This window comes from Streptococcus marmotae (assembly GCF_001623565.1).
GTDB classification, from domain to species: domain Bacteria; phylum Bacillota; class Bacilli; order Lactobacillales; family Streptococcaceae; genus Streptococcus; species Streptococcus marmotae.
In genome coordinates this window covers 614705-631935 of record NZ_CP015196.1, presented here as the reverse complement: position 1 = coordinate 631935, position 17231 = coordinate 614705, and the positions used below count along the sequence as shown (strand labels likewise).

Below are 17231 nucleotides of genomic sequence, written 5' to 3'. Positions count from 1 at the left end.
CAAGTTCAAGTTAGCCAGTCTGTAAAAATTCTCTAGGAGATTTGTAACCCAATATCTTCTTTGGATAGTTGTTAATCCAGTTTTCAATAAATGCGACTTGTTGTTGCGTCGCATTTTTGCTTCCCTTAGGCAACCAACGCCTGATGAGTCTATTATGATTCTCATTAGTTCCTCTCTCCCAAGAGGAATAAGGATGGGCATAATAAATGTTCTCAGGATCAAAGACATCTGCCAAACGACTGAATTCAGGCCCGTTATCAGCTGTGATTGAGTTAATTTGATACTCTCTGAGGATCATTTTCAGAGCTTGATTGACTGAAGACGCGGACTTATCGGGAATAAGTCGGATGATTTGATAACGACTCTTTCTATCAGTTAGAGTCAACAGGCACTCGTTTTTTGCCCGTGTTTGAATAACCGTATCAATTTCAACATCACCAACATTCTCACGCTGATTAATGCTTTCAGGCCGTTCCTCAATCGATTTTCCAGCCGGCTTAAAGTTGGGACTCGCTTGCTTTTTCTTCGTTTTCTCTTTTCGAGGATAGAGCATGTCATCCTTGGTCAATCCTAAGTGTCCATGATGAATCCAGTAGTAAATGGTGGAGACGGAGACAGGTATCCCTTTTGCTTTTACCATCATCTCAGGAGAGTATTTCTGTTTGATGTAGTGCAGAATCTTTTCTTTGAGTTCCTTGGTTAGGGAAGCCTGCTTCACAGAATGTTTACGATTGTTTTGATAGGCTTCTTGAGCGAAGTCAGCTGAGTAGATTATTTCAAATTTTCCTTTACGCACTTGTTGTCTAACCTGACCACGTTTGACTTCGTTGTGAATAGTTTGAGGAGCTTTAGCCAATCTCCTAGCGATTTCACGATTTGAGAACCCTTCTTGAAGCCAACGTTCAATCATTCTACGCTCAGCTAGTGTCAACTGTTTCCTTTTTGGTGTATAATAGTTTTGCATCTCAGAATCTTTCTAATTGTTGTTGTGGTGATTACAATTATATCTCTCTGAGATGTTTTTTCATACCATTGAGTGGCTAACTTCATTTTAGAACTTTCGGATTGTTGTTTTTCAGTATAGGCTTAGACTGATTTATGTGTATCTGTTGAATATCTTGTTTCATACGGTAAATACAATTGTCAGTGCGCTTCAGCTAAGTATCGTTCCGATTGCATTAGAATATCAGGATGAGTTGATTGACAAATCAATTGATATCCAGTATCTAGCTGGAAATGTTTTAGATATTATCTCGAATTTTGTTGCCTCTGTTTTACTAGGCATTGTTTCATACCAATTTGTGTTAAAATTGAGTGTTCCAATTTTTATTTCGGGACTATTTTTTATTTATAAACTAAATTTGATGAAAACACCTGTTGAGACAGAAGAAGAAGATGGTGCTTATCTCGCTTCTTTATCGGATACATTTAGAGGGTTTTTCTCCGCTAAAAAAACATCTTTTGTTATACTGTGTGAGGCTTTTCTAAGTGGAGCGACGGATCTTTTATTAACCTTGCTACCATTATATTTAATTTTAATTGATGTAGATATTAAATGGCTTGGCTTGGTTCTGGCAGTTCAAAAAGGAGCGGATTTTTGTGGAGCTATGATAGCTCCGTATATAAAAATGTTGCCGACAAATTTTTTCTGTATTGACTACATTCTATCCGGTTTATGTTTGCTGGGAGTTTTTATATTAAATGCTCCGCTGATAAAATTAAGCCTTTATTTTATTGCGTTTGTTATCATAGGTATTTCAGGAAACTTTTTTGAAAAATTGGTTATTCATTCTTATAAACCAGAGAGTTTAGCAGGGATTTCCAGCATGATACGGACGAGTTATGCCTTGTTTGGTATTCTATTTATGGCGCTTCCTTTAGTGTATCAAAACATTGTTGTTATGGGGATTGCGTTTAACATCTTGACAGTATTATTTGGTGTGGTTTTACTATTTTGGAAGTTCACGAAAGATTATTAGGGTTAATTTTAGTATAATACAGACATGGACATCAAAAACAGCTATAGTCAAGAAGAAAAAGAGTATTTCATGCGGGAGGCTTTGAAAGAAGCAGAGCGTTCCTTAGCAAAAGACGAGATTCCGATTGGATGTGTCATTGTCAAAGACGGGGCCATTATCGGTAGAGGGCACAATGCGCGTGAGGAGCGAAATCAGGCAATCTTACATGCAGAGATTATGGCTATTCAAGAAGCCAATCGGCAAGAAAAAAATTGGCGTTTGCTCGATACAACACTCTTTGTGACCATTGAGCCCTGTGTCATGTGTAGTGGTGCGATTGGCCTCGCACGGATTCCGCAGGTCATCTATGGTGCGCCGAATCAGAAATTTGGTGCCGCAGGCAGCCTCTATGATATTTTGCAAGACGAGCGTCTGAATCATCGTGTTGCCGTCGAAACAGGTGTTTTAGAAGATGAGTGCGCTAAGATGATGCAGGCGTTTTTCCGTCAAGGACGTGAGAAAAAGAAAGCTCTTAAGCAGCTTCAGCAGTTTCAAGAATATACGGTCGATCACGACAAACTCATGAAGAAAGCATAGTTTTCATAAATCCTATTTTCAATTGTTGGTGTTAGTATTTAGAAAAATTATAGTATACTTAAGTTGTTAATGAGAGAAAATTTACTATTTCCTTCAAAAAGTTATGAAATGGTTTTAAAAATGGCACTTATCAAAAATTAGGATAGGTGCAATTTTTCATGCGTTTGTCCTGACGGACGATTGAAAATAGTTGCACGATTTCAAATTTATGGTATAATAATAAGTGGAGCAACACTTGTGCGTGAAGTGGGTCAGGGGAGGAATCCAGCAGCCCTAAGCGATGTCAGGTGTGTGCTCTTTTCTGTTTTTAACAGAATGAGGAGGACTTCGCTTTTCATATTTTTAGAAAATATAAGTTACATTTTATGAAAATGAATGAAAATCAAGAATTTCCTTGAAAAATTCCCGATAAAGCGTTATCATTAGGTATGTAGAAAAAATGGAGGATTTACAATGGCACATATCCAATTTGATTATTCAAAAGTTCTAGGACAATTCGTTGCTCCAACGGAAATCGACTTTTTACAAAGCCAAGTAACTGCACTTGATGCAGACTTGCGTAATGGTACTGGAGCAGGAGCTGAAATGCTTGGCTGGCTTGATTTACCAGAAAACTATGACAAGGAAGAATTTGCTCGTATTAAAGAAGCAGCTGCAAAAATCCAGTCAGATAGCGATGTTTTGGTTGTAATCGGAATCGGTGGTTCTTACCTCGGTGCAAAAGCTGCGATTGATTTCTTGAACACTTCTTTTGTCAACTTGCAAACAAAAGATGAGCGCAAAGCGCCACAAATCTTGTACGCAGGAAATTCAATTTCATCTAGCTACTTGGCTGATTTGGTAGACTATGTGGCAGATAAAGATTTCTCAGTGAATGTTATCTCAAAATCAGGTACGACGACTGAGCCAGCGATTGCCTTCCGTGTCTTCAAAGAATTGCTCGTGAACAAATACGGTCAAGAAGAAGCTAACAAACGGATTTATGCAACAACTGACCGTGAGCGTGGGGCAGTCAAAGTAGAAGCTGACGCAAATGGTTGGGAAACATTTGTTGTTCCAGATAATGTTGGCGGGCGTTTCTCTGTCTTAACAGCTGTAGGTTTGCTTCCAATTGCAGCTTCAGGAGCGGATATTACAGCTCTTATGGAAGGTGCAAATGCAGCTCGTAAGGACTACGCTTCTGATAAGATTGCAGAAAATGAAGCTTACCAATATGCAGTTGTGCGTAACATCCTTTACAGAAAAGGCTATGTGACTGAAATCTTGGCCAACTATGAACCTTCTCTTCAATACTTTAGCGAATGGTGGAAACAATTGGCTGGTGAATCAGAAGGGAAAGACCAAAAAGGGATTTATCCAACGTCAGCTAACTTCTCAACTGACTTGCACTCGCTGGGTCAATTTATCCAAGAAGGCTACCGTAATCTCTTTGAAACAGTGATTCGTGTTGACAAACCAAGAAAAAATATCTTGATTCCAGAAATGGCAGAAGATTTGGATGGTCTTGGCTACCTTCAAGGAAAAGATGTTGACTTTGTCAACAAAAAAGCAACAGACGGTGTTCTTCTTGCCCATACAGACGGTGGCGTGCCAAATATGTTTGTGACGCTTCCACAACAAGATGCGTTTACACTTGGCTACACAATCTACTTCTTTGAACTTGCGATTGCCCTTTCAGGTTACCTCAATGGTGTAAATCCATTTGACCAACCAGGGGTAGAAGCCTACAAGAAAAACATGTTTGCTCTTCTTGGTAAACCAGGCTTTGAAGAACTTGGAGCAGAATTGAACGCTCGATTATAATTCAAACTTTCTTTAGTGGGAGTGGGACTCAATCGTGATTCTGAAGAAATCGATTGTCCTCACTCCTTTATTTTTAGGTTCGGGCTAAACGAATCCACTACTCCCACCCCCGCAAGTTGACTAGCTTTCACAATTGAGAATTGTGAAAGGCTGGAAATAGAACGAGCGTAGCTCGCTCCTTGCAATTAAGAATTGCGAAAGGTTGGAAATAGAGCTAGCGAAGAAATGCTCGCTAGCCTCTCTTCTACTAGAATGTTGATTTATCAATATTTTACAAACCAAACTATCCTCGGTTTCGGATTACTAGGCTCAAGTATCAATCGTCACTCCCCTGATTATTGATAGAAGTCAAATGGTTAAAGCTATAAAAGAAGCAAGGCTAGACACTGTTGTCTCAGTCTCATTATTTTTCTTTCATAAATAAAAAATACAGTCCAAATGTGAACACAAGCCTGTGTTTTATTTGGTCTTTTTGTATGCGTTTACAAGTTCTATAATGAAACTAGGAAAACAAAAAACAAAAAGAAATGGGGTAAATAGAATGGAGATTTTGAAAAACATTCTCAATTGGTTCTCGCAAAATATTTTGCAGAATCCAGCCTTCTTTGTCGGACTCTTAGTCCTTTTAGGATATGCTCTCTTGAAAAAGCCGGGGCATGAAGTATTTTCAGGTTTTGTGAAAGCAACCGTAGGGTATATGATTTTGAACGTAGCAGCAGGGGGCTTGGTGACAACCTTCCGGCCAATCCTTGCGGCTCTTAATTTCAAATTCAATATTGGTGCGGCCGTTATTGACCCTTACTTTGGCTTGGCGGCAGCTAATACTAAGATTCAAGAAATGTTTCCTGACTTTGTCAAAGCAGCAACAACAGCTTTATTGATTGGTTTCGGAGTGAACATCTTGCTTGTTGCTTTTCGTAAGATCACGAAGGTTCGGACCTTGTTTATCACTGGTCATATCATGGTGCAACAGGCAGCGACTATCTCGCTTATGGTGCTTTTCCTCATTCCTCAGTTGAGAAATGGGTATGGCATTACGGCAATCGGTGTCATCTGTGGTCTTTACTGGGCAGTCAGTTCAAATATGACGGTTGAAGCAACGCAACGCTTGACAGGTGGTGGAGGATTTGCTATCGGTCACCAACAACAATTTGCGATTTGGTTTGTGGATAAAGTTGCTGGAAAACTTGGTAATAAAGAAGAAAACTTGGATAACTTGAAATTGCCAAAATTCTTGTCTATCTTCCATGATACAGTTGTTGCCTCTGCAACTTTGATGCTCGTCTTCTTTGGTGCGATTCTCTTAGTCTTGGGTCCAGATGTCATGTCTAACAAGGAAGTTATTACCTCAGGTGCACCATTTAATCCAGCTAAACAAGATTTCTACATGTATATTATCCAAACAGCCTTTACCTTCTCTGTTTACCTCTTTATCTTGATGCAAGGGGTGCGGATGTTCGTAACAGAATTGACCAATGCCTTCCAAGGGATTTCAAGCAAACTCCTTCCAGGGTCATTCCCAGCAGTGGACGTTGCGGCTTCTTATGGATTTGGTTCTCCAAATGCGGTGTTGTCAGGGTTTGCTTTTGGTTTGATTGGACAACTTATCACGATTGTTCTCTTAATTGTCTTTAAAAATCCAGTTTTGATTATCACCGGTTTCGTCCCAGTATTCTTTGACAATGCGGCGATTGCGGTTTATGCAGATAAGCGAGGAGGCTGGAAAGCAGCAGTTATCCTATCCTTTATCTCAGGTGTGCTTCAAGTGGCTCTCGGTGCTGCCTGTGTTGCCCTACTTGATTTGGCAGCTTATGGCGGTTACCATGGTAATATCGACTTTGAATTCCCATGGCTAGGATTTGGCTATCTCTTCAAATATCTTGGTATTATTGGTTATGTCTTGGTATGTTTGTTCTTCCTTGCTATTCCACAACTCCAATTTGCTAAAGCAAAAGACAAAGAGGCTTACTATCGTGGGGAAGCTCAAGAATAAAGATATTCCTCAACGGTCACCTTTTGATGTTGGTGACTAAGTAGAAAATAAATCTAAAATAGAATGACAGAAAGGATTTATACGAGTGGGAGTTTCCCATTGGTATAAATGAAAGGAAAAGAATATGGTGAAAGTACTAACAGCCTGTGGAAATGGCATGGGTTCATCTATGGTAATTAAGATGAAAGTAGAAAATGCTCTGCGTAATCTTGGTCAAAGTGATTTTACGGTCAATTCATGTAGTGTTGGCGAAGCAAAAGGTCTTGCAGCTGGTTATGACATTGTGATTGCCTCAGTTCATTTGATTAATGAATTGGAAGGGCGCACTAAAGGAAAATTAGTGGGACTAGACAATCTCATGGATGATAATGAGATTAAAACAAAATTACAGGAAGTTCTATAATCCTATTGGAGTAGACGATTGCGTTTTAAAGAGGCTGGGAGGGTGATTCCAGCTTCTTTCATAGAAAAAGAAGGGGAAGATCAAATGAATTTGAAAAAAGCCTTTACAGAAAATAATTCTATCCGTCTAGGCTTGACAGCAGAAAATTGGGAAGAAGCAGTGCGCTTGGCTGTTGAACCATTGATTGAAAGTGGAGCAGTTAAAGAGGAATATTACCACGCAATCATTGATTCGACAAAGGAATACGGTCCTTACTATATCTTGATGCCAGGCATGGCGATGCCCCATGCACGTCCAGAAGCAGGTGTGATGCGTGATGCGTTTGCCTTTATCACCTTGACAAAGCCAGTCGTTTTTCCAGATGGAAAAGAAGTGAGTGTGCTGTTGACACTTGCTGCGACAAGCTCTGCGATTCATACTTCTGTTGCTATTCCGCAAATTATTGCTCTCTTTGAGTTAGAAAATTCAATCGAGCGTTTGGTTTCTTGCCAGTCAGAAGCAGAAGTTCTTGCAATGGTGGAAGAGTCCAAGAATAGCCCATATCTTGAAGGACTTGACCTTGAATCATGATATGAGTTATTAGCTCGAATTGAAATGGAAGCTGAATCAAGTTCTGAACTTTTTATTTTATAGCGTTATGAATTCGCCTTAAAATGAAGAGGAATAACTGTAGAAAAAACAAAACAAAAACATAGAAAAGAGATTCGTATGACAAAACATATTCCAAATTTACAAGTTGCTCTAGATCATTCAGATTTGCAGGGGGCGATTAAGGCAGCCGTGTCTGTTGGCCATGAGGTAGATGTGATTGAGGCAGGGACAGTTTGTTTACTACAAGTCGGTAGTGAACTGGTTGAAGTGCTTCGGAGCCTTTTTCCTGATAAAATCATCGTGGCAGATACCAAATGTGCAGATGCAGGTGGTACCGTTGCCAAAAACAATGCCGTACGCGGTGCAGATTGGATGACTTGTATTTGCTCAGCGACCATTCCAACCATGAAAGCAGCCTTGAAAGCCATTCAAGAAGTTCGTGGTGATAAAGGTGAAATCCAAGTGGAACTGTATGGTGATTGGACCTATGATCAGGCTCAAATGTGGCTTGATGCTGGGATTTCTCAAGCTATTTACCACCAATCGCGTGATGCCCTTCTTGCAGGGGAAACATGGGGTGAAAAGGATTTGACCAAGGTGAAAAAATTGATTGATATGGGCTTTCGTGTGTCCGTCACAGGAGGACTTGACGTTGATACCTTGAAACTTTTTGAGGGAGTGGATGTCTTTACCTTTATCGCCGGTCGAGGGATTACAGAGGCAGAGAATCCAGCCGCTGCAGCACGTGCCTTTAAAGATGAAATCCGCCGTATTTGGGGGTAGACTATGGCTAGACCGATTGGAATTTATGAAAAGGCGACGCCTAAACACTTTAGTTGGCTAGAGCGCTTAGCGTTTGCAAAAGACCTCGGCTTTGATTTTGTAGAGATGTCAGTAGATGAAAGTGATGCCCGCTTGGCTCGTCTTGATTGGACCAAGGAGGAACGTTTGGAGCTTGTTCAGGCAATTTATCAAACAGGCATCCGCATTCCGACAATCTGCTTTTCAGGTCATCGTCGCTATCCGCTGGGGTCAAACGATCCTGTCCTTGAAGCCAAGTCACTTGAAACCATGAAAAAATGTATTGAATTAGCACAGGATTTGGGTGTACGGGTCATTCAACTGGCAGGCTATGATGTGTATTATGAAGAAAAATCACCAGAAACCCGTGAGCGGTTTTTGAGAAATTTACGTCAGGCTTGTGATTGGGCAGAACAGGCTCAGGTCATGCTAGCGATTGAAATCATGGATGATCCATTTATCAATAGTATTGAAAAATACTTGGCAATTGCAAAAGAAGTCAACTCCCCTTATCTTTTTGTCTATCCAGATACGGGAAATCTTTCTGCTTGGCATAATGACCTATATAGTGAATTTGTCGTTGGTCACAAAGCGATTGCGGCGCTTCATCTGAAGGATACTTATGCGGTGACTGAGACTTCTAAGGGGCAGTTTCGTGATGTGCCATTTGGTCAAGGCTGTGTTGATTGGGAAAACACCTTTGCTGTTTTAAAGAAAACCAATTACCAAGGGCCGTTTTTAATCGAAATGTGGTCTGAAAATTGTGCAACGGTGGAAGAAACGCGTGCAGCTATTAAAGAAGCACAAGATTTTCTTTACCCATTGATGGAGAAAGCGGGGTTACGTTAGTATGCCAAAATCATTAGAAGAAATGCGTCAGCGAGTTTATGAAGCAAATATTGCTCTACCTAAGCATGGTTTGGTTAAGTTTACGTGGGGAAATGTTTCAGAGGTCTGTCGTGAATTGGAACGGATTGTCATTAAACCATCGGGTGTGGATTATGACAAGTTAAGTCCTGAGAATATGGTAGTGACAGATCTGGACGGAAATGTTGTTGAGGGTACTCTCAACCCTTCTTCTGACCTTGCAACCCATGTAGCCCTCTATAAGGCTTGGCCTGAAATCGGTGCGGTTGTCCACACTCATTCGACAGAGGCAGTTGGTTGGGCGCAGGCTGGCCGTGATATTCCTTTTTATGGGACAACGCATGCGGATTATTTTTATGGTCCTATTCCTTGCGCTCGCTCATTGACTGCTGATGAAGTAAATACAGCATATGAGAAAGAGACTGGAAGTGTCATCATTGAAACCTTTGCGACACGCGGCATTGATCCGGTAGCCGTACCTGGGATTGTTGTGCGCAATCATGGTCCTTTTACGTGGGGAAAAGATCCAGCGCAGGCTGTTTACCATTCGGTCGTATTAGAAGAAGTGGCAAAAATGGATCGTTTCACAGAGCAGATTAATCCTCGTGTGGAAGCAGCTCCTGCTTATATTATGGATAAACATTATCTCAGAAAGCATGGTCCAAATGCCTATTATGGTCAAAAGGGAGCAACGCATTAACACCTAGTTGAACAGGATAAATAAGAGGGAGAGCAAGCAGATAGACTGCCTTTCCCTTCTTCTTTTTACATGAGAAATAGTATCAGAGAACCTTATAAAAAATTGTTTTTACACATAAAATATGTTAAAATAGTTATACTACTCAAAGGAGGCGAGGCAGATGTTGCTGGATAAAAGCAGTGTAGAATTGCTCACTTATTTAATGGGATTGACCAGTTCGCAAACAGTCATGACTATTTCGCGTACCATGGGTCAATCCAGAAGAAAAGTGTACTATCACCTCGAGAAAATCAATGACTCTCTTCCTAGTAACGTTGAGCCGATTGTGAGTCTGCCTAGAGTTGGTATTTTATTAAATGAAACGCAAAAGGTGGCGTGTCAGACCTTGCTTGGAAGTGTAGATTCCTACCATTATGTCATGAGTATGGAAGAGCGGATTCAGTTAATGACCATCTATATTGCCATCACCTCAGAGCGTGTGACGATTGACAAACTCATGGCCTTGACCGATGTCTCGCGCAATACCGTCTTAAATGATTTAAGTGAAATTCGTGCCCAATTAACGACGGAACAATTTAAGGTGTATCTCTATGCAACCAAATCGGAAGGCTATTTCTTCAAATGTCACCCGCTTAATAAAATCCAATATATCCATTCCCTTCTCTATGAAGTTTTTTCCAATCCAAATGAAGGCTTCCTAACCGTTTTACATGAGAAAGTTCCCTATTTTGAAGGGTGTGAATTGCTCTTTGCTCCAGAGATTGTCACTTTCTTAGCAGAACAGGTCAATCAGTTGGAAATTGACTTAGGCAAGAAAATTAATCATTATGAAATCGAGTTTATGCTAAAAGTCTTGCCTTATCTACTTTTGGGATACCGCAATATGGTTTTAAAACCTAGCGAGCAGCATGAAATTGAACGTGAATTTATTCTTATTCGCAAGCGCATTGAGTATACAGCTGCCCATCATTTGGCTTCTTCGCTAGCAGAGCAATTTGGAGTCAAGTTAGATGAAATCGAAATTTCGTTGATTGCCATGCTTCTTTTGTCTTATCGAAAGGACAAGGATATTCATACCAATAGTCAAGATTTTGCGGATATCAAGGCAACGTTGGAGCGGTTTGTCGATGCATTTTTGCGGTGCTCTGTTTTTGAAATTGATAACCGTGAATTGCTCATGCGCAACCTCATCATGCATGCAAAAGCCCTACGCTTTCGGAAGACCTACGGCATTTTATCGCGTAATCCACTCACTAGACAAATCAAGCAAAAGTATAAGGACTTATTTGCAACAGTGAAGGTGGTTGCCACTGACACAGTAGAAAAAGAGTGGGGTGTTCAGCTAAATGATGATGACCTTGCCTATTTTACGATTCATATTGGAGGAGCTTTAAAAAATAAGCATATTCAGAGTGCAGCAGTGCAAGAAATTTATCTGGTATGTGACGAAGGGGTTGGTGTCCAAAAATTATTGTACAAACAATGTCAATCCTACCTTCCAGTAGACAGTATCAAGGCAGTCTTTACAACTGAGCAATTTCACAGTGTAGAGGATATTTTGGACATGGATTTGCTGATCTCAACGAGTGACAACTTACGTTCTTCTTTTCCAGTCTTACAAGTCAATCCTGTTTTGACCTATGAAGATGTGATGAAAATCAATCACTTTTTAACCTACCATACAATGAAGGAAACAAGTCGGCAGTTTCAACCGCATTTAGAGCAGCTCCTTTCTCGTTACATACCAAAGAAGTGCGAGGTGCAAGAAGCCTTGGTCAAAATTCAAGAATTGATCCAAGATGATCTCCTTTTAGCTAGAATTGAAGACAGTCATTTAAAAGATTTATATTGACGGAGAACTGGGGAATGCCCCAGCTTTTTTAGATTATGCAGGTTGGGACCATACTTGACTTGAAAAGACAGTCCAAAACTGAACACAGCTCTGTGTTTTATTTGGTCTTTTTTTGGATAGATGAAAGCGTTATACTGAAGCTATAAAGAAGCCTAATAGGAGGAATGATTATGGCGAAGGTCAATGAAATTACAAGGGAATCATGGATTTTAAGCACTTTCCCAGAATGGGGAACATGGCTCAATGAAGAAATTGAGGAAGAAATTGTTCCAGAAGGAAATTTCGCAATGTGGTGGCTAGGAAATTGTGGGATTTGGTTCAAAACACCAGGAGGGGCTAATATTGTCATGGACCTCTGGTCAGCACGCGGGAAATCCACCAAAAAAGTGAAGGACATGGTACGTGGGCACCAAATGGCCAATATGGCAGGGGTTCGTAAACTTCAGCCAAATCTTCGTGTACAACCAATGGTCATTGATCCATTTGCCATCAATGAGCTAGATTATTATCTTGTTTCTCATTTTCATAGCGATCATATCGATATCAATACAGCAGCAGCGATTGTGAATAATCCTAAATTGGACCATGTGAAATTTGTTGGACCGTATGAATGTGGTGAAATTTGGAAGAAATGGGGAGTACCAGAAGAACGTATTATCATCGTAAAACCAGGTGATAGTTTTGAAATTAAAGACATGAAGGTACATGCAGTTGAGTCGTTTGACCGGACCTGTCTAGTAACGCTTCCGGTAGAAGGGGCGGATGCTCAGGATGGTGAATTAGCAGGACTTGCTGTGACAGATGAAGAAATGGCGCGCAAGGCAGTGAACTATGTCTTTGAAACTCCAGGCGGAACCGTATACCACGGAGCGGATTCTCATTTCTCTAATTACTTTGCAAAACATGGTCGCGATTTCAAGATTGACGTTGCTTTGAACAATTATGGTGAAAATCCATTGGGGATCCAAGATAAGATGACGTCTATTGACCTACTTCGCATGGCTGAAAATCTTCGTGCCAAGGTCATTATCCCTGTTCACTATGATATTTGGTCTAATTTTATGGCTTCAACGGATGAAATTTTGGCCTTGTGGAAAATGCGAAAAGAACGGTTGCAATACCAATTCCATCCATTCATCTGGGAAGTAGGTGGTAAATACACCTATCCGCTTGACCAAGATCGCATTGAATACCACCATCCTCGTGGCTTTGATGATTGCTTCTTAGAAGATTCTAATATTCAATTTAAGGCCTTGTTATAACATTGTAGAAAGAAATGGGAATGATGCGTTAGCTATTCCCTTTCTAGATTATCCGCATACCGTTGCGTTATGCGGATATTTTTCATATAATAGAAGATAGAACAGAAAAGGAGAACCTTATGTCAAACTTATCAGTAAATGCGATTCGTTTCCTTGGTATTGATGCCATTGAAAAATCAAAATCAGGCCACCCTGGGGTAGTAATGGGGGCTGCACCAATGGCTTATAGCCTATTTACCAATCAACTAGCAATCAATCCTCAAGTGCCAAACTGGATCAATCGTGACCGTTTTGTCTTGTCAGCAGGACACGGTTCTATGCTCCTTTATGCCCTTCTTCACTTATCTGGTTTTGAAGAAGTAAGCATGGATGAAATCAAGAATTTCCGTCAATGGGGTTCTAAAACACCAGGACATCCAGAATATGGTCATACTGCTGGGGTGGATATTACGACGGGTCCTCTTGGACAGGGAATTGCGACTGCTACAGGTTTTGCCCAAGCAGAGCGTTTCCTAGCGGCTAAGTACAATAAAGAAGGATATAACCTTTTTGACCACTATACCTATGTTATTTGTGGAGATGGTGACTTGATGGAAGGTGTCTCTGCCGAAGCGGCTTCTTATGCTGGTTTGCAAAAACTAGACAAGCTCATTGTCCTCTATGATTCAAATGATATTAACTTAGATGGGGAAACGAAAGATTCCTTTACAGAAAATGTTCGTGCCCGCTATGAAGCCTATGGCTGGCATACCGATCTTGTAACGGATGGGACAGATGTTGCTGCGATTAATCAGGCAATCGAAACAGCAAAAGCAGCAGACAAGCCAGCTCTTATCGAAGTGAAAACGATTATCGGATATGGTTCTCCAAATAAACAGGGGACAAATGCAGTACATGGTGCCCCACTCGGAGCAGAAGAGGCAGAAGCCACTCGTAAAGCGTTGGATTGGAACCTTGCTCCATTTGAGATTCCAGCAGAAGTGTACGCAGATTTCAAGGAAAAAGTCGCTGACCGTGGTCAAGCAGCCTACGCAGCATGGGAGCAGTTGGTAGCGGATTACAAGGCAGCCTATCCAGAATTGGCAGAAGAAGTGACTGCTATTATTGAAGGTCGCGATGCAGTAGAGTTGAAACCGAGCGATTTCCCAGTACATGAAGCAGGCTTCTCACAAGCCACTCGTAATTCAAGTCAAGATGCGATTAATGCAGCAGCTAACGTTCTTCCAACTTTCTTGGGTGGTTCAGCTGACTTGGCTCATTCAAATATGACCTACATCAAGGAAGATGGCTTGCAAGATGATGCTCATCGTCTCAATCGCAATATTCAATTTGGTGTACGTGAATTTGCGATGGGAACTGTGTTGAATGGTATGGCAGCACACGGTGGACTTCGTGTTTATGGCGGTACCTTCTTTGTCTTCTCGGATTATGTGAAGGCAGCGATTCGTTTGTCAGCCCTTCAAGGACTTCCAGTAACCTATGTCTTTACCCATGATTCGATTGCAGTTGGAGAAGATGGTCCAACGCATGAGCCAGTTGAGCACTTGGCAGGACTTCGTGCGATGCCAAACTTGACGGTCTTTCGTCCAGCCGATGCACGTGAAACGCAGGCAGCATGGTACTTGTCATTGACGAGCACATCAACACCTTCAGCTCTCGTTCTCACTCGTCAAAATCTGACAGTAGAAGAAGGAACGGACTTTGACAAGGTGGCAAAAGGTGCTTATGTTGTTTACGAAGAAGCAGGATTTGATACCATTCTTCTTGCCTCTGGTTCAGAAGTCAACTTGGCAGTGAGTGCTGCAAAAGCCTTGGCAGCAGAAGGTATCAAGGTTCGTGTCGTCAGCGTGCCTTCGACAGAACTCTTTGACGCGCAAGATGTAGCCTATAAGGAAGAAATTCTACCAAATGCCATCCGTCGCCGTGTAGCCATTGAAATGGGTGCCACTCAAAGCTGGTACAAATATGTTGGTCTAGATGGTGCGGTACTTGGTATTGATACATTTGGAGCTTCTGCACCAGCAGCCAAAGTCATCGAAGAATATGGCTTTACAGTGGAAGATGTGGTTAAAACAGTTAAAGGATTGTAAAATTTATCATCAGTAGATGCATGATAGGGAGTGAGACAAAAATCGGTATTTCGCAGAAATCGATTTTGTCAATTTCGCTTTCCTATTTCTATGCTCAGGTATTAACAGTCCACTGGACTGTCCTCGCTCTCTAGTTTCTAAGCTCGGTATTGACAGTCACTCCCCTGACTGTCAATATCCGTAAGGTTGACGCGGCTTGTAGAATGTTGATTTATCAACGTTTTGCAAACCCGACAATCCTCGCTTTTGGGTCTCTAGGCTTGGGTATCAATAGTCACTCCCCTGACTATTGATATGCGTAAAACTGTTAAATCTATAAGGGAATCGGGGCTGGACACTTTTGTCTCAGCCTCTTTTTTGATCAAGGTTTTGTCTAATTTTCAAAGAGTATCAGTGATAAAATCTAGCATTCTTTCTTGCAAGTTTACCCTGAAAGCCCTATAATAGAAGCAAGATAGGGTTAGAAAGAGGACGAGATAATGTTGGAATCATGGTTATGGTTGGCAGGAAGTGCTATTCTAAATGGGATTGACCATATTGGTAAAAAAGAAGTGCCCAATGTTATCGAGTTGGATTTGGCTGAAGCTAAGAAACACCTGACAGATATGGGCTTTCGAGTCAGCGCAGTCTTGCTCAAACCTGAGCGCAAGTATGCCAAGAAACGCTATAATGAAGTCGTTGATTACAGTCCAGGTTGGGTAGAGAAAAAGGGGCTTGTTAAGATCTACTATGTGGATGAAGAAGTTGTAGAAGCGAGCAAGAAAATTGGCTTTTTCCACCGCTGATACTGGTGAGATAGATTAGGAAAAAGAGGTAGTAAATGGCGAAAAAGAAATTACCAGTCAATGGAAAAATGATTGGTGAGGTGGCGAAGATTTTGGATATTATTCCAGACACGACTCGAGTTATCGGAGAAGCTGTCCATGCTGTCGTTCCGCTAGTAGACAAGGTTTTAGAACAAAATTATGAGAAGAAAAATCGCTTGCTTCGCCTGCCTAATCTGATAGATATGAATGTAGAGGAAGCTCAAGAACATTTGGAGAGTCTAGGTTTTACAGTCAGCAAAATTCTTGCCAAACCTCAGCAAACCTATGCCAAAAAACGTGCTGACGAAATAGTTGCTATGGTTCCAAAGTCAGGAAATTTTGAGCCAGGAACCTTAGTAAAACTGTATTATGTGACTCCAGAGATTATTGAAGCTAGTGACTTGAGCATTCCTTTGCCAAACCTCATTGGCTTGTCCTTAGATGAAGCACAAGAACATGTGACAAAGATTGGTTTAAAACCCATTGGCATTCCTCTAAAAGCTCAGGCGAAATATGCCCACCAGCAAGCAAATCTGATTCTAGATATGCAGCCTAAGCCTAATATGCTTGTCACTAGTGTGGCAAAAGGAAGTTTTGTCAAACTGTATTACCTAACAGAAGAAGGTTTACAAACTGGCAAACTCTTAGCTCAGACTGTTAATAGCAAGGCACTAAGTCTTCCAAGATTTGTCCAACAGGTGCCAAAACTGCTTCCGAAAAGAAAGAAAAAATAATTATTTCCAAATATTCTGAAAATTTGGTATAATAGAAAGCGAATTATTTATTTGAGAAATGGAGATATCATGACAGCAACAAAAATGAATGCCCAAGAAATTATTCAATTTATTGCCCAAGCAGAGAAGAAGACAACCGTCAAAGTAACTTTTGAGGGAGAACTGGCAGCTGCAGTTCCTGAAACAGTTGTAAAACTTGGGAATGTCTTATTCGGTGATTGGAAAGATATCACACCACTTCTTGCTCATTTGAGGGAAAATAAAGATTATGTAGTAGAGCAAGACGCGCGTAATTCAGCTGTTCCTTTGCTTGATAAACGTGCCATTAACGCTCGAATTGAACCAGGAGCTATTATCCGTGATCAAGTGTCAATTGGTGATAACGCCGTTATTATGATGGGGGCTGTCATCAATATTGGTGCTGAAATTGGTGAGGGAACAATGATTGATATGGGAGCCATTCTTGGTGGACGTGCCACAGTTGGGAAAAACAGCCACATCGGTGCGGGAGCTGTCTTAGCTGGTGTGATTGAGCCTGCTAGTGCAGAGCCTGTTCGCGTGGGTGATAATGTCTTAGTTGGTGCGAACGCTGTGGTAATTGAAGGCGTGCAGATTGGTAGTGGTTCTGTTGTGGCAGCAGGAGCCATTGTTACGCAAGATGTTCCTGAAAATGTCGTTGTGGCAGGAGTTCCCGCACGTATTATTAAAGAAATTGATGAAAAAACCCAACAAAAAACAGCCTTGGAAGATGCCCTTCGAACACTTTAGGAGATA

General features: G+C 41.2%; 16 protein-coding genes and 1 other RNA gene. 16 read left to right on the top strand and 1 reads right to left on the bottom strand.

Annotated elements, in window-relative coordinates:
* Positions 1-10 precede the first annotated feature (10 nt).
* Entirely contained in the window at positions 11-964 is a 954-nt protein-coding gene (locus tag A4H00_RS03205; protein WP_067086998.1) for an IS30 family transposase, read from the bottom strand.
* Positions 965-1118: 154 nt separating this feature from the next.
* Between A4H00_RS03205 and A4H00_RS12150 the strand changes: the two genes are divergently transcribed.
* The 16 genes from A4H00_RS12150 (at position 1119) to dapD (ending at position 17225) form a co-directional block, all read left to right on the top strand.
* A complete protein-coding gene (locus A4H00_RS12150) occupies positions 1119-1979 on the top strand; it encodes an MFS transporter (protein WP_237334208.1) in 861 nt (286 codons plus the stop codon).
* 24 nt (positions 1980-2003) lie between these two features.
* A complete protein-coding gene (gene tadA, locus A4H00_RS03195; protein ID WP_067087209.1) occupies positions 2004-2555 on the top strand; it encodes a tRNA adenosine(34) deaminase TadA in 552 nt (183 codons plus the stop codon).
* Between the two features lie 215 nt (positions 2556-2770).
* Positions 2771-2868, top strand: an RNA gene (ffs, locus tag A4H00_RS03190) — signal recognition particle sRNA small type.
* Between the two features lie 140 nt (positions 2869-3008).
* Entirely contained in the window at positions 3009-4358 is a 1350-nt protein-coding gene (locus A4H00_RS03185) for a glucose-6-phosphate isomerase (RefSeq protein ID WP_067087206.1), read from the top strand.
* A 541-nt stretch (positions 4359-4899) separates the two neighbouring features.
* Positions 4900-6351, top strand: a complete 1452-nt coding sequence (locus A4H00_RS03180; RefSeq protein WP_067087203.1) for a PTS ascorbate transporter subunit IIC — start codon at positions 4900-4902, stop codon at positions 6349-6351.
* A gap of 124 nt (positions 6352-6475) precedes the next feature.
* Positions 6476-6754, top strand: a complete 279-nt coding sequence (locus tag A4H00_RS03175) for a PTS sugar transporter subunit IIB (protein WP_067087200.1) — start codon at positions 6476-6478, stop codon at positions 6752-6754.
* A gap of 84 nt (positions 6755-6838) precedes the next feature.
* Positions 6839-7324, top strand: coding sequence for a PTS sugar transporter subunit IIA (locus tag A4H00_RS03170; protein ID WP_067091426.1), 486 nt, complete (start codon positions 6839-6841; stop codon positions 7322-7324).
* A 138-nt stretch (positions 7325-7462) separates the two neighbouring features.
* Complete coding sequence (locus A4H00_RS03165; RefSeq protein ID WP_067087197.1) at positions 7463-8128, top strand: 3-keto-L-gulonate-6-phosphate decarboxylase UlaD; 666 nt, start codon at positions 7463-7465, stop codon at positions 8126-8128.
* A gap of 3 nt (positions 8129-8131) precedes the next feature.
* Positions 8132-8995, top strand: coding sequence for an L-ribulose-5-phosphate 3-epimerase (locus tag A4H00_RS03160; protein ID WP_067087194.1), 864 nt, complete (start codon positions 8132-8134; stop codon positions 8993-8995).
* Between the two features lies 1 nt (position 8996).
* A complete protein-coding gene (locus A4H00_RS03155) occupies positions 8997-9713 on the top strand; it encodes an L-ribulose-5-phosphate 4-epimerase (RefSeq protein WP_067087192.1) in 717 nt (238 codons plus the stop codon).
* 160 nt (positions 9714-9873) lie between these two features.
* A complete protein-coding gene (locus A4H00_RS03150; RefSeq protein ID WP_067087189.1) occupies positions 9874-11565 on the top strand; it encodes a BglG family transcription antiterminator in 1692 nt (563 codons plus the stop codon).
* 170 nt (positions 11566-11735) lie between these two features.
* A complete protein-coding gene (gene ulaG / locus A4H00_RS03145) occupies positions 11736-12827 on the top strand; it encodes an L-ascorbate 6-phosphate lactonase (RefSeq protein WP_067087186.1) in 1092 nt (363 codons plus the stop codon).
* A 119-nt stretch (positions 12828-12946) separates the two neighbouring features.
* A complete protein-coding gene (gene tkt / locus A4H00_RS03140) occupies positions 12947-14917 on the top strand; it encodes a transketolase (RefSeq protein WP_067087183.1) in 1971 nt (656 codons plus the stop codon).
* A 479-nt stretch (positions 14918-15396) separates the two neighbouring features.
* Positions 15397-15702 (top strand): PASTA domain-containing protein, encoded by a 306-nt coding sequence (locus tag A4H00_RS03135; protein WP_067087181.1) that lies wholly within the window; start codon positions 15397-15399, stop codon positions 15700-15702.
* 35 nt (positions 15703-15737) lie between these two features.
* Positions 15738-16457 (top strand): PASTA domain-containing protein, encoded by a 720-nt coding sequence (locus A4H00_RS03130; protein WP_067087179.1) that lies wholly within the window; start codon positions 15738-15740, stop codon positions 16455-16457.
* Positions 16458-16526: 69 nt separating this feature from the next.
* Positions 16527-17225, top strand: coding sequence for a 2,3,4,5-tetrahydropyridine-2,6-dicarboxylate N-acetyltransferase (gene dapD / locus A4H00_RS03125; protein WP_067087176.1), 699 nt, complete (start codon positions 16527-16529; stop codon positions 17223-17225).
* The last annotated feature ends 6 nt before the right edge of the window (positions 17226-17231 follow it).

Bases quoted from the DNA above. Each gene is read 5' to 3' on its own strand.
- A4H00_RS03150 (WP_067087189.1), top strand. From the start codon at position 9,874: ATGTTGCTGGATAAAAGCAGTGTAGAATTGCTCACTTATTTAATGGGA.
- A4H00_RS03205 (WP_067086998.1), bottom strand. From the start codon at position 964: ATGCAAAACTATTATACACCAAAAAGGAAACAGTTGACACTAGCTGAG.
- tkt (WP_067087183.1), top strand. From the start codon at position 12,947: ATGTCAAACTTATCAGTAAATGCGATTCGTTTCCTTGGTATTGATGCC.
- tadA (WP_067087209.1), top strand. From the start codon at position 2,004: ATGGACATCAAAAACAGCTATAGTCAAGAAGAAAAAGAGTATTTCATG.
- A4H00_RS03130 (WP_067087179.1), top strand. From the start codon at position 15,738: ATGGCGAAAAAGAAATTACCAGTCAATGGAAAAATGATTGGTGAGGTG.
- A4H00_RS03155 (WP_067087192.1), top strand. From the start codon at position 8,997: ATGCCAAAATCATTAGAAGAAATGCGTCAGCGAGTTTATGAAGCAAAT.
- A4H00_RS03165 (WP_067087197.1), top strand. From the start codon at position 7,463: ATGACAAAACATATTCCAAATTTACAAGTTGCTCTAGATCATTCAGAT.
- A4H00_RS03135 (WP_067087181.1), top strand. From the start codon at position 15,397: ATGTTGGAATCATGGTTATGGTTGGCAGGAAGTGCTATTCTAAATGGG.
- A4H00_RS03185 (WP_067087206.1), top strand. From the start codon at position 3,009: ATGGCACATATCCAATTTGATTATTCAAAAGTTCTAGGACAATTCGTT.
- dapD (WP_067087176.1), top strand. From the start codon at position 16,527: ATGACAGCAACAAAAATGAATGCCCAAGAAATTATTCAATTTATTGCC.
- A4H00_RS03175 (WP_067087200.1), top strand. From the start codon at position 6,476: ATGGTGAAAGTACTAACAGCCTGTGGAAATGGCATGGGTTCATCTATG.
- A4H00_RS03180 (WP_067087203.1), top strand. From the start codon at position 4,900: ATGGAGATTTTGAAAAACATTCTCAATTGGTTCTCGCAAAATATTTTG.
- A4H00_RS03170 (WP_067091426.1), top strand. From the start codon at position 6,839: ATGAATTTGAAAAAAGCCTTTACAGAAAATAATTCTATCCGTCTAGGC.
- ulaG (WP_067087186.1), top strand. From the start codon at position 11,736: ATGGCGAAGGTCAATGAAATTACAAGGGAATCATGGATTTTAAGCACT.
- A4H00_RS03160 (WP_067087194.1), top strand. From the start codon at position 8,132: ATGGCTAGACCGATTGGAATTTATGAAAAGGCGACGCCTAAACACTTT.